The organism is Gallintestinimicrobium sp., from assembly GCF_046968865.1.
GTDB classification, from domain to species: Bacteria; Bacillota; Clostridia; order Lachnospirales; family Lachnospiraceae; genus Gallintestinimicrobium; species Gallintestinimicrobium propionicum.
The window spans coordinates 101,731-116,623 of record NZ_JBKVPW010000005.1 but is presented as its reverse complement, the minus strand read 5'-3'; the positions used below and the strand labels follow the sequence as shown (position 1 = coordinate 116,623).

The following is a 14,893-nucleotide window of genomic DNA, read 5'->3' as shown; positions in this document are numbered from 1 at the left end:
CCGCTTTCAGCGTCGCTTGTTTTTCTTTCGTGCTCATTATATAGCACAATCGGCTTGAAAGGGAATACCGTAAACGGTATGACTTTCAAGCCGATCCAAATATGGTACTACAGTTCATTCGTAGCTTCCTGGGAGCAGATTTCGCACTTGCGGGAAAATCTGCTCCCAGGAAACTACGAAAGGAGCGCCGAGCGCCATTTCATGAGCAAAAGGTGCTGCGAAGCAGCGGAAAACATCGAAGATGCGCTTTTGCGAATGAAATGGCGCGGTGAACTGTTAGAATATTACGCCTGGATTTCCCGCACCAGGCAATATTGTTTCAGGGAAAAATGCTTTTCCACGACGCCGTATACCTTAAACCCGAACTGCTGATAAAACGCAACGTTACGCGGGTTGTGCGTTTCCAGCGAAATCATCAGATCGTTGCGTTCCGCATATGCAACCGCCTCTTCCACCAGCGTCGCCGCGATTCCGTGATGCTGCATTTCCGGATCAACCGCCAGATAAATGATATGCAGTCTCCGATCCTGATGCAGCTGATCCGTCCAGCTGGAATTCAGGTAATCCCTGCCGAGCACGAAATTAAAAAATGTCTTCAGGCTGTGATCCTCCCGGATCAGATAGCCCTCCGTGCGCAGCGTCGCCTGCACCTCCGTAAAATAACGATGCAGCAGATGGTACGGCTCCGTTTCATCCGAAACGACCAATATGCCGTTTAAATCCTTACTGTCTGCAAAAATTTCACACGTCTCATAAAATTCCGTCAGGTCGCATTGAAACAGCTCCGGCATCAGTCGTTTCCGCACCTCTTCATCCGGAATCAGCTCCACATACAACGGGTCCGCCGCAAACGAACGGCACAACAGCTCCTCAAGCTTCGACAAATCCTCTTCCTGTACCCGATACAGTTTTTCACTGTCCATAAAATTCCACTCCGGCTTCTCTCAAAAGCCGCTCCATCCTTTCCGTCTGCACGCACAGCGTATCGATTTCTTTCCGGTACAAATCGCTCTGGCGCTCATATGCAGCCTCCAGCTGTGCAATTTCTTCCGTAAAATCACTGCAGTCCGTCTTTTCTTTTTCCAGAAGTCCGGTCACAACCGGGAAAAAGTTTTCAAACCCGATAATTCTTCCGGTTCCCCATTTCAGCCGATCTGCACTCTGATCCAATGCATACGATGTAAAATGTCGATAAACCTCTTCTTCAAACAAAAATGCGTACCGGTTGCTGTCGATCTCATACAGCTTGCGCAGTGCCGCCGAAAGCCTTCCCTCTTTCAGATTGCGCACCGCACCTTCCAGAAGCTGCAAACGATCCTGCAAAATTCCATGCGGGAACAACACGTTTCCATACCAGTCGATCCGCACATAGGCATCCTGCTCCTGCTGGAAAACCTGTAAAAGCGCTCGTTCCAGCTTCCGGGTGTCTGCCGCAGGTACTTCTGCAGCAGTGTCCGTTCCCTGCACACATGCGATAAAATCTCCGTTCACCGCCCCGGCATCGTCAGTCTCCGCTACGCACAGTCCAGATGCATTTTCCACACCAGCCGCCGATGCGTCAGAGTGCCTCGCGTTCCGGTTCGTTTTCTCTACCTTTGCATACAGCTGTTGCGCCGTCGCCGTTGCCTGCTCCAATACCCGCAACAGCCGCTGTCCGTCCGCGCCGGTTTTTTCACACCATTCGCTGTCCAGCCGCTCCCTTGCTTTTCGGAATACTCTGGAAAAATCCAGCGGAACAACAACCGTACGGTCAATCGCCATCAGCAAAAGTCCAAACAGCTCATGGTGCATCCGATAAACATCCTCATCGTAAAAGCCGTCGTTGTCGAACTGTGAATGATAGTTCGTTTCCATAAAGCTTCCGCCCGTAAAATCATTTACCATCGACGGGATTCCGGCAATCGCAATGGAAAAATCGTCCGACCAGGTTTCAATCGGCGCGGTAATCCTCGTTTCCTCCGGATATGCTCCGGTCAGGCTCGGCAGCTCTTCCAGAAATTCTTCCAGAAAAGAAACGTATTCGAACGTGCTCCGAATCCTCGCCCGCGTCCCGTGTGCCAGCGCAGGGAGTTCAAAATTCAGGTCGGCAATCACGCTTCCCCGCCACTCCGGATGCACCGTAAATACCTGTTCATACGCGCCCGTCGACCAGTCGAACTGCGAATCCGCCACGCCCCATTCCTCGGACGCCATGCAGCAGAACATCAGCGTATTTTCGGGCTGATATCCAATTTCCAGCAGCGTTTTTCCCATCGAAAGCATCATCGAAATCGCGGTATTATCATCCTGAAAACCGTCAAAATAGGAATCGTAATGTGCGGAAAGCATAATTCTGCGCTCCGGGTGCGTTTTTCCGGGAATCTCCCCGACGATGTTATAGGTCGTCTGTGCCGGGATCACCTTTGTCGAAGCGTCAAACAGCACCTTTACCTCACTGCGGCCCTGCAGCATTTTTTTCAATTGATCTGCATCGTGCCGGGCAATCGAAAATGCCGGTGCATCCGACGGTCCCGCGATATCCTGTGCGTTCAGTGCGCGTTCGTCTACCTCTCCGTAGCCGCCCGTCTGCGCAGCAATGACAGCTGCCGCGCCTTTTAAATGCGCCTGATAAACCGGATAATTGATCCACCACTCATCCCGCTGGTTGATATCCACCAATACGAGCTTTCCGGTCACATCCATTCCTTCATAATCCTGCAGAGTTCCTCTGCCTGCATACACAACCGAGTAGCACTCCGGTCCGTCCGTCACAAAATTCGTCTGATACGCGCCAAGCTGTATCGTTTCCTCTTCGCCTTTTTCGTTTAAAAAAGTCATTTTCGCGCGTTCAAATTCCCACGCATCTACTGTAATCGCATCCTTATGGATAATCGGAAAACCGATTGTGTGCATCTCCTGCTCCAGCATTTCCCCGGTTGCAAGCTCTGCCTTCGACCCCGCCGTCCGATAGCCGAGTTCTTCGTTGGTGCGGTGTTTTTCCATCCGTTTCGCCAGATGATAGGAATAGGAAATATCCAACTGCTGTCTGTATTTCTCCTGCATGTCCATCGTATACCACTCCTGTCTGTCATCGCTTTTATGCCTGATCCGGTATCATAGGAGACAAAAGACCTTTTTGATCCCGACATCATTTCAGTCCCAGTATATCATTCTTGTAGCAAAAGACAAGAAGGTTTCCGCTGCATAGAGGGCAAAGATTGAAAAATAAAATTTTTCAATCGCGAGATTTGTGTCTGCGCTCACTTGACACAAACTCGACATGCGCAAAAAACGTGCGCAGAAAGGAGGAGAAATATGCCGCGCTGAGGCGACCGGTTGTGGCTTTGCGCGGAATATTGTATTTTGCGACGATGTCTGGTTACCCGATTACAAGCTCCCTACCGCCCATTTTTTCATACAAACGGTGGGAAATGGAAACCACCGTCCGGTTTTCTCCGGCGCGCCTGAGCGCATACAAAACCTCCTGCTCTGTGCCTACATCGAGGTTCGCCGTGATTTCATCCAGCAGCAGAATCGACGGCTTCGCTGCAACCGCCCGGGCAATGGACAAAAGCTGCCACTGTCCCTGTGAAAACAGTGCATCCGTGCAGGGCGTATCATACCCCTGCTCCATTCCGGCAATCACTTCATGCAGTCCTGCCAGCTTCGCCGCTTCGACCGCATCCTCTCTGGAAATCATCGGATCAGAAAGCGTAATCTGCTCCAGAACGGTTCCGGGAACCCGCTTAAAGCTCTGCTCCACGCAGCCAAACAGACGCCGTCTGATACTGTCCGGAAGCAGATAAGCGTCCTGTCCATATATTTTTACACAGCCCTTTTGCGGACGATACAGCCCCAAAAGCAATTTAAAAATTGTGCTCTTTCCTGCGCCGGTGCGCCCGGTCATCGTTACCTGCTCGCCGGTTTTTATCTCGAAGCTCAAATGCTTCAGAACCATCTTTTCCTCTTCATAGCCGAAGCTGACATCTTCCAGGGAAATGCATGCGACCGCAGGCGATTTTGCCGGCTCAGCGGCCGCAGCGCGATCCGAACCAGCGGCCGCAGCATAATCCGAACCAGAGACCGAGCCGGCTCTGCCAAGTTCTACCATCACTTTTTCTCCCGCCTCCCCGGAGGTTTCCAGCCGCGTCGGCAGCTCCAGAAATTCTCCGACACGCTTCGCGCCTGCCAGCGCCTCCTGGATCGTCTGGATTTCCATACCAATGCTTTCGATTGGGGAAAAGATTCTTGAAATATAGGAAATTACCGCAACCGCCGTACCGACTGACATGCCGAAAAACATTCTGACCTCCGGGCCGGACGAAGCCGACAGCAGCATGACAACGCCCGTCACCAGCGCATCTGTAATCAAAATAACCGGAGAATACAGTGCATCGTAAAAATTTGTACGCTCCATCGCAGCATATCCCTCCTGCAGCGTACGGTCATAACGTTTGCGCATAAAGCCTTCTTTTCCAAAAACATGGATCATCCGAATGCAATGAATCGTCTCCGGCACAAGACCCGACGTCCGCGCAGCAGCCTTTCTGCTGTCCATCTGCGCAGCCAGCATTTTTTTCTGAACATGTCTTGTAAACAGTGCGATCAGCGGCAGAATCGCCAGCAGAGTAATCGCAAGTCCGCGGTTTTTCTGCCAGAGCACTGCGTAAATACCGATCATCGTGCAAGCGTCTGCAAACATGCTGATGATACCGGAGGTAAACAGCGTTTCCAGCGTATCAACATCTCCGACGAACCTGGATGCGATCGTTCCTGCGTCCATTTTACTCAACGTATCTGCGGACAGCTGCGACAGCTTTTCGCACATCTGACTGCGCAGACCGTGAGTCAGCTTCTGTCCGAATACGATCAAAAGGCTTTCCCGCGTAGATTCCAGCAATCCCGCCAGTGCTGTCACGCCGAAATAGGAAAATGCCTGTGCAATCGCCATCGGATTTCCCGCAGTCAGCCCGTCCACGATTTTTTCCAGAATCAGCGGCGGCACAAGTGCAGTGACGACTGCGCCGACTACGGTGATGACCAATGCAATCGGAAGCAGAAGATTCTGTGTGCAGATCGATCCCACCGCAGTGAGAATTTCATGATGCGCCTTTGACGGCATCGTTTTTTTCAAACGCTCACGCATGGTCTGCTCCCTCCTTCCATACCTTGCACAAATTTGCATATTCCGGAACGATCTGCAGCATTTTTTCGTGCGTTCCTGTCTGCGTCTGTCCGTTTTCCATCCAGATGACCTGATCCGTCTGATCAAACAAATACAGGCGGTGCGAAATCAGCAGGATAATCCGATCCTTTGACATCGCTTTTAATTCCCGGAAAATCTCCTCCTCCGTATTCCGATCCAGCGCCGCAAACGGGTCATCCAGAACGATCAGCGGCTTTGCATGGGACAGCGTCCGTGCAAGCGCCGTTCTCGCCTGCTGCCCGCCGGAAAGCCGCACGCCGCGGCTGCCGACCAGTGTATCGATGCCGTTTTCCATTTCGGACACTTCCCGGCCCAGGCAGACGCGCGAAAGCTCCCTGCCGACGTCGATCTGCTCCTCTCCGAGCGCGACATTGTTTCGGACACTGTCCGCCAAAAGCTCCGGATCGTGTCCCTGCCATCCGACCATGCTCCTGCGTTCTTTGTCTGAATATTCAGATAATTCTTTCCCGTTTAACAAAACATGTCCGGTATAAGGCACTTCTCCCAGAAAAATTTTACCAAGCGTCGATTTACCGCACGCAACAGGACCCGTGATCCCGATGATCTGTCCAGGCTTTGCACTTATCGTCAATCCGTCAAAAATCTGCTTTCCGCCCGGATATGCGCCGCCCGCCTGATCCAGCTTCAGGCTGACCGCCCCGGCTGTTTTTTCTTCTGTTTCTTCCGGAGGCTCTGTCAGCAGCGGACGGATTCTTTTCCACGAAACGTTCGCTTTCTGTACGGAGTTAAACAGCTTCGCCGCCTTCGAGGACTTGACCGCAAGCTTTCCATAGCAGGATAAAAATGTCGTAAACGCTGCGATGTTCCAAACCGTCCATCCGCTGTTTAACACATTTTTCGAACCGAAATACAAAATCAGCACGGTGCTTCCCATGGAAATCACCTGATACAGCGGAGGCATCGCTACGACCTGCATTCCTGCACGGACTGCTGTTTTTTCGTAATCGTCCAGCTGTTTTTCATACATGCCGCTGCGCTGTTTTTCACAGCCGTAAATCCGATAAGTCACCGCGTTGCCCGCGCGGTCCAGCGTCGCTGTATTCAAGCGTCCGGCGCTCTCCTTATATGCGGCATTGCTGCGCTCTACCACGGTTTTCATCTTTTCCGCCATCAAACAGGAAAACGGCGGGAACAACAGACACAGCAGTGCAAGCCGCCAGTCGTACCACAACAGCATCGCAGCATAGGCAAGCAGCGCAATACCGGTATCAAAAATCTCCGTCGTAAACTTCCGGATTCCCTCTACGCACGCATCCACGTCAGACACCGCTTTTGTCAGAAGGCTTCCGGCCCCCTCTTTTTCCAGCTCACCTACACTTTTATGTACCAGATTCCCGTAAAGCACCTGCTTCATGCCCCGGTTGATATCGTTCGCAAACCGGCGCACATAAAACCGCTTGATGTAGCGCGCGCCCTGCACGAATCCGATCACTGCCACATACGCGCACACCAAAAGCAGCATATCGGTAAAAATTTTTTTCCCTGTAAATACATCCAGCAGGCACTGTGCAAGCCGTCCTTCAAACCACGGCCCCGCGAGCAGTCCGATATTATAAATCAGGCCGGAAACCGTCACCGCAAGCAGCGGCTTCCACTCCGTCACAAAGTAGCTTCCGATCTGATCCGGTTTTCTCCCGGCAGTCCGGATTCCCGATTCTTTCCTGTCGCACATCGTCGTCCCTTCAGCCATCCTTTTCTCCCCTGTCCATCCGTTCCTTTACCTGCAAAAATCCAGACCGGCTTTCTTTTTTCGATCTCAGATACAGTCGATCCAGCATTTCGCAAAAGTGCTCGGTTTCTGATTCGTCCAGTTCCTCCATCAGCCACTCATAAAACGTCGATTCAATGCTGACCTTGGAGTTTTTCAGCCCTTCCGCCTTTTTTGTCGCATACAAAAGCTGACTTCTTTTGTCCTCCGGATTGTCCCGGCGAATCAGGTAGCCCTTCGCTTCCAGGCTTGCCGCCCGGCGCGCCGCAGCTCCCTTGTCGATCTTTAATTCTTCCCGCAGCTGCGCCTGTGTGATGCCGGGATGGTGCCGCACCAGATGGATAAAATCGAACTCCGCCGTCCCGATTCCTTTCTCCTTCATCGCCTGTACCGTCAGCTTATTTAACTCCCGCGCAATTTTCGTCATTTTCCGTTCGGTTTTATCCATCGCAATCGTCCTCCTGAATTTGAGTTGCAGGGACTTTCCTGCACGATAGTTTTTCAAAATGGATGTACCTACATCTTTCTTTCATCCTAGTTTATCCGCAGAGAACTGTCAACCGTTTTCCTGCGCTTGAATTATCAGGAAAACCGCGCTATGATGTTCTTAACTGACTTATGTATCACACAAAGGAGGGAAATTTGTATGACTTTAGAACCGCTTATTTTAAAAATGATTTCCTACGATCACGGCTGCCCGGGGCGCATTCAGCATTTTCTGAAGGTGCACAGCTTTGCAAAGACGATCGCTGTTTCCGAGCATCTCGATGAAAAAACACTGTTCATTACGGAAGCTGCCGCCATCGTGCACGATATCGGCATCCGGCTGTGTCTGGAAAAATACGGAGACGGAAACGGAAAATTGCAGGAAAAAGAAGGTCCTGCCCTGGCAGAGCAGATGCTCTCCGAGCTGGGATTTGAAAAAGATGTGATAGAGCGCGTCAGCTTTTTAGTCGGTCATCATCATACTTATACCGGCATCGACGGTCTCGATTATCAGATTCTGGTGGAGGCGGATTTTCTGGTCAACCTCTTTGAAGGAAACACGGACACAGCCCATATCCGGGCGACCTATGACAACATTTTCCGCACAGAGACCGGGAAAAAAATCTGCCGCGAAATGTTTGGCTTATAATGTGGAGACATCATCAGCTTTTCTTTCCATTTCGCGGCATTTTGTTAAAAGGATGGGCCTCCCACAAAAACGGCGACGCTGCGCGGTTTCAGGATAAATTCACTGTCAATGACAGTCATCTGTGACTCCTTTTCGGGCATTTCCGGCTGGTCCGTATTGACCGCAAGCCTCCATACAAAGCCGTTTGGAAGCTTCGGCAGAAAAAACTGCTGATCCTCCCAGAAAACATTGACCGCCAGGTACACGAGATCTTCCGTTTCCAATTCCCGGGTTCGCTCCATTTCTAAGCTCCACACAGATTTCCGGCGTCTCTCTGCTTCCTGACTCCACGCGTTTTCCTGATTTCGTCCTGTTTTCTGGCTGCTTCCGGCCGGAACCGCCCCCGCAAACATCACGCCCAGGAATTTACTTTCCTGGGTCACATTATTGTCCCAGGGCTGATTCGTATGGACGCTGACCGTCGGGAACCCAAGCCCGGACGGACTGCATTCTCCGCGGATTGCAGAGTGTTTTTTGCGGAATGCAATCATATACCGGAAAAATTCGTAAATTTCTCTATTTTTTTCCAACAGCGACCAGTCCAGCCAGGAAATTTCGTTGTCCTGGCAGTAGGCGTTGTTGTTGCCAAACTGCGTATTGCAAAATTCGTCTCCCGCCAGAAACATCGGCGTTCCGCGGCTGCACAGTAACACCGCACAGGCATTTTTGATCATTCTTTTCCGAAGCGCTTCTATTCCGGGGTTGTCGGATTTTCCCTCGTACCCACAGTTCCAGCTCCGGTTATCATCTGCACCATCAGTATTATTCCAGCCGTTTTCCTCGTTATGTTTTTCATTATAAGAATACAGGTCGTACAGCGTAAAGCCGTCGTGACAGGTCAGAAAATTGATTGACGAATTGTAGCCCCGATACTGCCCGCCGTACAGATCCGGAGAGCCGGTAATCCGCTTTGCTGCCTGTACAGCGAACCAGTACTCTCCTTTTAAAAAGCTGCGCAGCTCGTCCCGGTATTTGCCGTTCCACTCCGCCCACCGGTTCCACGCCGGGAAATTTCCGACCTGATACAAACCGCCCGCATCCCATGCCTCCGCAATCAGGTTGACGTCCTTCAGCACCGGATCTTCCGCCAGATTCCGAAGCAGAGGCGGCTGTAACAGCGGCGTCCCGTCCTCGTTTCGTCCCAAAATGCTCGCAAGGTCAAAGCGAAAACCGTCCACCCGATAATGAATTACCCAATGCCGCAGGCATTCCAGAATCATCTGCTGTACGACTGGATGGTTGCAATTTAACGTATTTCCGCATCCGCTGAAATTATAATAGTTTCCCTCTGGCGTCAGCATATAATAAATCCGGTTGTCGATTCCCTTAAATTCAAAAAACGGTCCCTGCTCGTTTCCCTCCGCGGTATGATTGAACACCACGTCTAAAATGACTTCGATTCCGTTCTGGTGAAGTTCCCGGATGAGATTTTTAAACTCCGTCCCTTCCCGGTTATACTCCTGACGCGCCGTGTATCCTGTGTTCGGTGCAAAAAATCCAACCGTGTTGTAGCCCCAGTAATCCAGAAGCGTCCTGCCGCCGATTTCACGTTTTCCCATCGTCTCGTCGAATTCAAACACCGGCATCAGCTCAACCGCAGTGATGCCAAGCGCCTTCAGGTAAGGGATTTTTTCCCGGATACCCTCAAACGTTCCCGGAAACTGCACGCCCGAGGAGGCATGCTTTGTAAAACCGCGCACATGCATCTCATAAATAATCAGCTCCTGCATCGGCTTTTTCGGCTCTCTGGCGTCACCCCAGTCGAAATCGTTGAACACCACCCGCCCATGATAACCCTTCTCCCGGTCGGGCTCTTTTCCCCAGATGCTCTGCTGCGTCACCGCCCGTGCATACGGATCCAAAAGCACTTTTGTTTTATCATAAATCAGCCCTTTTTCCGGGACGTTCGGCCCGTCCATCCGATAGGCGTACTCAAAATCGTAAATATCCAGACCGAACACGATCATCGAATATACCCGCCCGATCCTGTAATTTTCCGGAAAAGGAATCGTCCCGTAAGGCTCTTTTTCCCCTCTGTGAAACAGCAGCAGCTCACAGGAAACCGCATTCTGAGAATGAATTGTAAAGTTGACGCAGCTTCCGAAGGAAGTCGCTCCGTTGATTTCATATAACCCCGGACGGATATCGAATCCGTTGACGCGATCCAATGGGTTTAAAAACTGCTCCTCTGCCGCAAGCGGATTTAGGTTCATGCTGTGTGCCTCCTGTCCCTTTCGATTCTTACTCCCAGTTTATCATCTGTAGGGCAGGATGCAAGCAGGAAAGTCTTGTCATCGCTGTTTTTATCCGGAAAGAAGAGGTATCCACCGCAGCGGTTTGCGCACCCCGGCGGCACGCGCGCCATACTATATAGAAACGGAGCGTTTCAGGTGATCTGCATGGCAGTCTCTTCTCTGGATATTCTGAATCTGTCCCACTCTTTCAAGGACGTGTGCGAAGCGCACGCCAAATCTCCCGAATGTCTCTCCTGCACGCTCCGTCTTTTACTGGAATACAACCTGATTCAGGCAAACCTGGAATATTCCAGACGCTTTTGCTGCACCCCCCAAGCACCGGACGACGCAGCTTCTAAAAACTGCAAAAAGGGATTTCCATCTGCAGAATCGTAGATTGTCAACAAAGCTAAAAAAGTTTTGAAAAGAAAGCAAATTCTGGTAAATTTTAATAGCATTTCTTCCTTTTTCCCATTAGAATAATGTCGATTTTATAAAAATTTCCTTTTTTTCTTTCCTTTTTTGTATTACAATGAAATTATCAAAAATCGATCGAAAGAAAGGGGTTTTTCCAATGGCAAACAGAATTATGCTCAACCAGACCTCCTATCACGGAGCTGGCGCAATCGAAGAAATCGCAAACGAAGCAAAGGCTCATGCTTTCCGGAAAGCATTTGTATGTTCCGATCCGGATCTGATCAAGTTTGGCGTAACCGCAAAAGTAACGGATATTTTAGACCGCGAAGGTCTTGCTTATGAAATCTACTCCGATATCAAAGCAAACCCGACCATCGAAAACGTAAAGAACGGCGTTGCAGCGTTCAAGGCTTCCGGCGCTGACTACATCATCGCAATCGGCGGCGGTTCCTCTATGGATACCTCCAAGGCCATCGGCATCATCATCGCCAACCCGGAATTTGAAGACGTCCGCAGCCTCGAAGGCGTTGCTCCCACCAAAAAGCCCTGCGTTCCGATTATCGCTGTTCCTACCACTGCCGGCACCGCTGCAGAGGTTACCATCAACTACGTTATCACCGACGTAGAGCGCAAGCGCAAATTCGTATGCGTTGACCCCCACGACATGCCGATCATCGCAGTCGTTGATCCCGATATGATGTCCTCCATGCCAAAGGGCCTGACCGCTTCTACCGGTATGGATGCTCTGACCCACGCAATCGAAGGCTACACCACCAAGGCTGCATGGGAAATGACCGATATGTTCCACTTAAAGGCAATCGAAATCATTTCCAAATCCCTGCGTAATGCCGCTGCTAACACCAAAGAAGGCCGTGAAGGCATGGCTCTTGGTCAGTATATCGCAGGCATGGGCTTCTCCAATGTCGGTCTCGGCATCGCTCATTCCATGGCACACACCCTGGGCGCTGTTTATGACACCCCTCACGGCGTTGCATGCGCAATGATGCTTCCGATCGTTATGGAATACAACGCAGACTGCACCGGTGAAAAATACCGTGAAATCGCACGCGCAATGGGCGTAGAAGGCGTTGATCAGATGGATCAGGCTGCTTACCGTAAAGCTGCGGTCGATGCTGTCCGCAAGCTTTCCGAGGATGTCGGCATTCCGTCCAAGCTCGAAGCCATCAAGGAAGAGGATCTTCCGTTCCTGGCAGAATCTGCCCATGCAGATGCATGCGCACCCGGCAACCCGAAGGATGCAAGCATCGAAGATCTGACCGCATTATTCCGTAAGCTGATGTAAAAAAGAATGTGCCTTGGCACATTCTCGCGAAGCGTTTTTATTTCATAGGACTCATTTTCCCATGAAACAAAAAACAGCCCCGACAGTTTTTATTCATGACAATAGAATGCTCGCAGAGCGTGCATTCTATTGTTTGAAAACTGCCGGGGCTGTTCCTTTGCACCTCTTATAACGGAGGCGCGCCTTCGATTTTTACTTAATTTCTTCCGGATTGGGTTTCAGGGTAACGCCTCTGTTGATATCACCCTTTAAATCCTTACCAAACTCATAGTCATTGCCAGGCAGAATTGCATTCAGGATAATACCTGCCAGCGCTGCGATTGCAAGACCGGTCAGCGTGATGGATGTACCGAATACCGTAAAGGTCAGACCACTGGAGAAGCCCAGGCCGCATACCAGGATTACTGCTGCGATAACCAGGTTGCGGGACTTGGTCAGGTCTACATGGTTCTCTACTACGTTACGGACGCCGATTGCGGAAATCATACCATACAGCATGAAGCTTACGCCACCGATGATTGCGGACGGCATGGAGCCGATTACATCAGCCATCTTCGGAATAAAGCTTAAGATTACTGCGAATACAGCTGCAATACGGATCACTCGGGGATCATGTACATGGCTTAATTCCAGAACGCCGGTGTTCTCACCGTAGGTGGTGTTTGCAGGACCGCCAACCAGAGCGGACAGAGCGGTTGCAAGACCGTCGCCTACCAGAGTGCGGTGCAGACCGGGATCAGCGATGAAGTTTTCGCCGACTGTTGCGGAAATCGCGGACATATCGCCGATGTGCTCCATCATGGTAGCAAGCGCGATCGGAGCCATAACTAAAATTGCAGTCAGGTTAAATTTGCACAGCTGGAAAGGCGGCAGGCCAACCCAGGATGCAGATGCAATGTTGGAGAAATCCAGGATAGCGCTTCCGTCCGGATTTGTCAGGCCAATTGCATTTAAAACAGCTGCAACAACATAGGAAACCACAACGCCCATTAGAATCGGGATAATTTTGAACATTCCTTTTCCCCAGATGTTAAATACGATAATGGTTCCAAGTGCAATCAGAGCGATCAGCCAGTTGGTCGATGCGTTGGAGATTGCAGACGGTGCAAGGGACAGACCGATACAGATGATAATCGGACCGGTTACAACAGGCGGCAGATAATGCATAACGCGATGTACACCTGCAAGCTTGATGACCAGGGCAAGCACCAGATACAACAAACCAGCTACAACAATACCGCCACAGGCATAAGGCAACTTTTCTCCCATGGTCATGTCTGCGAAAATTCCGGTGTTCAGATTTGCTACCGTAGCAAAACCGCCCAGGAATGCGAAGGACGAACCAAGGAAAGCCGGTACCTTCAGCTTGGAGCACAGGTGGAAGAACAGAGTTCCCAGACCCGCGCAGATCAGGGTTACCTGAATGGAAAGCCCTTCTCCTTCAAAATAGTTGTTGACCAGAATCGGTACCAAAATCGTCGCACCAAACATTGCGAACATATGCTGCAGACCTAACAGCAGCATCTTCGGTACACCAAGTGTTCTGGCGTCTTTAATTGCCACACTTTTCTCCTCCATTATGAACCTCCTATAAATTTTTATCTGTTCTATAGTAGTCTCTTTCTTCCTTTCCGTCAATCATTTCCTGTAGAAAAAAACCTTCTATTTTCTATGTAAATTCAGTTTTTTCCTCTTTTTTTCAAAGACAGGGTGCGCTATAATAAATTCTGCACGCCATTGGTGTGCAGTTCACACGCACCAAAGAAAGGACTTCTATTATCATGACTTCCAGTTCCGAAACCTCCCGGCTGTCCGGCCGCCCTGCCTGGGCGTTCGACCGCAGGATTTTCTTAAACGGCATGCGCGACGGCGTTCCCATCGCACTGGGCTATTTTGCCGTTTCCTTTTCCCTCGGCATCGCCGCAAGAAACGCCGGTCTGACGCCGCTGCAGGGCTTTTTTGCCAGTCTGTTAAACAATGCCTCCGCCGGCGAATATGCTGCGTTCACCTTAATCGCCGCCAATGCGACACTTTTCCAGGTAGCGCTTATTACTTTGATCGCAAATGCGCGGTATCTGCTGATGAGCTGTGCGCTCGCGCAGCGCTTTGCACCTGGCACACCGTTTTTCCACAGACTGATTATCGCTTATGACGTAACGGACGAGCTGTTCGGCATCACGATTTCCCGCCCCGGCTGCCTGAATCCGTTCTATACCTATGGTGCGATTTTGCTTGCCGCTCCTGCATGGGCGTTCGGCACAGCCTTCGGCATCATGGCAGGAAATGCGCTTCCGCTGCGCGCTGTCAGTGCGCTCAGCGTCGCCCTTTACGGCATGTTCCTCGCAATCATCATCCCCCCGGCACGGAAAAATAAAGTCGTTGCTGTCCTGATCGTCATCAGCTTTGCGTTGAGCTTTTTCGGCAGTTATGTGCCCGGAATCTCTGCATTGTCCGACGGAACCCGCACGATTTTGCTTACCGTGCTGATTTCCGCCGCTGCAGCAATTTTTTTCCCGCTCAAAAGTACACAGGAGGAATCCGAACATGAGTCGTAATGTGCTTTATATCGCCGTCATGGCGCTGGTTTCCTATACAATCCGCGTCCTTCCGCTGACGCTGATCCGCAAACCGATCCGCAACACATTTATCCAGTCGTTTCTTTATTATGTGCCTTATGTTACGCTCGCTGTGATGACCTTTCCAGCCATCCTGCACGCAACGCAGTCGCCGATTTCCGGTGCAGTTGCCCTGATCGCCGGAATCATCGCCGCATGGCTCGGCGCCGGATTATTTCCGGTATCCGTGATCTGCTGCGCACTGGTTTTCCTGATCGAGCTGTTTATCTAAAAAA

The 14,893-nt window shown here is 50.9% G+C and carries 11 protein-coding genes; 4 read left to right on the top strand and 7 right to left on the bottom strand.

Annotated features, from left to right (window positions below; genetic code table 11):
* Positions 1–284: 284 nt before the first annotated feature.
* From ACLTOQ_RS06305 to ACLTOQ_RS06285, 5 genes are all read right to left on the bottom strand, one after another.
* Complete coding sequence (locus tag ACLTOQ_RS06305; RefSeq protein WP_021914249.1) at positions 285–923, bottom strand: GNAT family N-acetyltransferase; 639 nt, start codon at positions 921–923, stop codon at positions 285–287.
* Complete coding sequence (locus tag ACLTOQ_RS06300) at positions 913–3,048, bottom strand: M28 family peptidase (RefSeq protein ID WP_412319095.1); 2,136 nt, start codon at positions 3,046–3,048, stop codon at positions 913–915. The genes ACLTOQ_RS06305 and ACLTOQ_RS06300 overlap by 11 nt, the downstream gene beginning before the upstream one ends.
* A gap of 310 nt (positions 3,049–3,358) precedes the next feature.
* Entirely contained in the window at positions 3,359–5,125 is a 1,767-nt protein-coding gene (locus ACLTOQ_RS06295) for an ABC transporter ATP-binding protein (protein WP_412319094.1), read from the bottom strand.
* Positions 5,118–6,896, bottom strand: coding sequence for an ABC transporter ATP-binding protein (locus ACLTOQ_RS06290; protein ID WP_412319093.1), 1,779 nt, complete (start codon positions 6,894–6,896; stop codon positions 5,118–5,120). Before ACLTOQ_RS06290 ends, ACLTOQ_RS06295 begins: the two co-directional genes overlap by 8 nt.
* Positions 6,889–7,362 (bottom strand): MarR family winged helix-turn-helix transcriptional regulator, encoded by a 474-nt coding sequence (locus ACLTOQ_RS06285; protein WP_021914253.1) that lies wholly within the window; start codon positions 7,360–7,362, stop codon positions 6,889–6,891. The genes ACLTOQ_RS06290 and ACLTOQ_RS06285 overlap by 8 nt, the downstream gene beginning before the upstream one ends.
* A 198-nt stretch (positions 7,363–7,560) precedes the next feature.
* On the opposite strand from ACLTOQ_RS06285, the gene ACLTOQ_RS06280 reads away from it, so the two are divergent.
* Positions 7,561–8,049 (top strand): HD domain-containing protein, encoded by a 489-nt coding sequence (locus ACLTOQ_RS06280; protein WP_262585136.1) that lies wholly within the window; start codon positions 7,561–7,563, stop codon positions 8,047–8,049.
* Between the two features lie 44 nt (positions 8,050–8,093).
* Here the strand turns inward: ACLTOQ_RS06280 and ACLTOQ_RS06275 are convergent, their stop codons facing one another.
* The gene (locus tag ACLTOQ_RS06275) at positions 8,094–10,301 is read right to left on the bottom strand and encodes a glycogen debranching protein (RefSeq protein ID WP_337425563.1); all 2,208 of its coding nucleotides are present in this window, start codon (positions 10,299–10,301) and stop codon (positions 8,094–8,096) included.
* Between the two features lie 595 nt (positions 10,302–10,896).
* Between ACLTOQ_RS06275 and fucO the strand changes: the two genes are divergently transcribed.
* On the top strand, positions 10,897–12,042 hold the full coding sequence (gene fucO, locus ACLTOQ_RS06270) for a lactaldehyde reductase (protein WP_412319092.1): 1,146 nt from the start codon (positions 10,897–10,899) through the stop codon (positions 12,040–12,042).
* 192 nt (positions 12,043–12,234) lie between these two features.
* Here the strand turns inward: fucO and ACLTOQ_RS06265 are convergent, their stop codons facing one another.
* Entirely contained in the window at positions 12,235–13,620 is a 1,386-nt protein-coding gene (locus ACLTOQ_RS06265) for a uracil-xanthine permease family protein (RefSeq protein WP_262585142.1), read from the bottom strand.
* 203 nt (positions 13,621–13,823) lie between these two features.
* Between ACLTOQ_RS06265 and ACLTOQ_RS06260 the strand changes: the two genes are divergently transcribed.
* On the top strand, positions 13,824–14,597 hold the full coding sequence (locus ACLTOQ_RS06260) for an AzlC family ABC transporter permease (RefSeq protein ID WP_337425759.1): 774 nt from the start codon (positions 13,824–13,826) through the stop codon (positions 14,595–14,597).
* A complete protein-coding gene (locus tag ACLTOQ_RS06255; protein ID WP_021914941.1) occupies positions 14,587–14,889 on the top strand; it encodes an AzlD domain-containing protein in 303 nt (100 codons plus the stop codon). Before ACLTOQ_RS06260 ends, ACLTOQ_RS06255 begins: the two co-directional genes overlap by 11 nt.
* Positions 14,890–14,893 lie beyond the last annotated feature (4 nt).

What these genes read in the sequence shown, in the direction of transcription:
- ACLTOQ_RS06285 (WP_021914253.1), bottom strand. Translation starts at nt 7,362, where the DNA reads ATGGATAAAACCGAACGGAAAATGACGAAAATTGCGCGGGAGTTAAAT.
- ACLTOQ_RS06275 (WP_337425563.1), bottom strand. Translation starts at nt 10,301, where the DNA reads ATGAACCTAAATCCGCTTGCGGCAGAGGAGCAGTTTTTAAACCCATTG.
- ACLTOQ_RS06295 (WP_412319094.1), bottom strand. Translation starts at nt 5,125, where the DNA reads ATGCGTGAGCGTTTGAAAAAAACGATGCCGTCAAAGGCGCATCATGAA.
- ACLTOQ_RS06280 (WP_262585136.1), top strand. Translation starts at nt 7,561, where the DNA reads ATGACTTTAGAACCGCTTATTTTAAAAATGATTTCCTACGATCACGGC.
- ACLTOQ_RS06255 (WP_021914941.1), top strand. Translation starts at nt 14,587, where the DNA reads ATGAGTCGTAATGTGCTTTATATCGCCGTCATGGCGCTGGTTTCCTAT.
- ACLTOQ_RS06265 (WP_262585142.1), bottom strand. Translation starts at nt 13,620, where the DNA reads ATGGAGGAGAAAAGTGTGGCAATTAAAGACGCCAGAACACTTGGTGTA.
- ACLTOQ_RS06260 (WP_337425759.1), top strand. Translation starts at nt 13,824, where the DNA reads ATGACTTCCAGTTCCGAAACCTCCCGGCTGTCCGGCCGCCCTGCCTGG.
- ACLTOQ_RS06290 (WP_412319093.1), bottom strand. Translation starts at nt 6,896, where the DNA reads ATGGCTGAAGGGACGACGATGTGCGACAGGAAAGAATCGGGAATCCGG.
- fucO (WP_412319092.1), top strand. Translation starts at nt 10,897, where the DNA reads ATGGCAAACAGAATTATGCTCAACCAGACCTCCTATCACGGAGCTGGC.
- ACLTOQ_RS06305 (WP_021914249.1), bottom strand. Translation starts at nt 923, where the DNA reads ATGGACAGTGAAAAACTGTATCGGGTACAGGAAGAGGATTTGTCGAAG.
- ACLTOQ_RS06300 (WP_412319095.1), bottom strand. Translation starts at nt 3,048, where the DNA reads ATGGACATGCAGGAGAAATACAGACAGCAGTTGGATATTTCCTATTCC.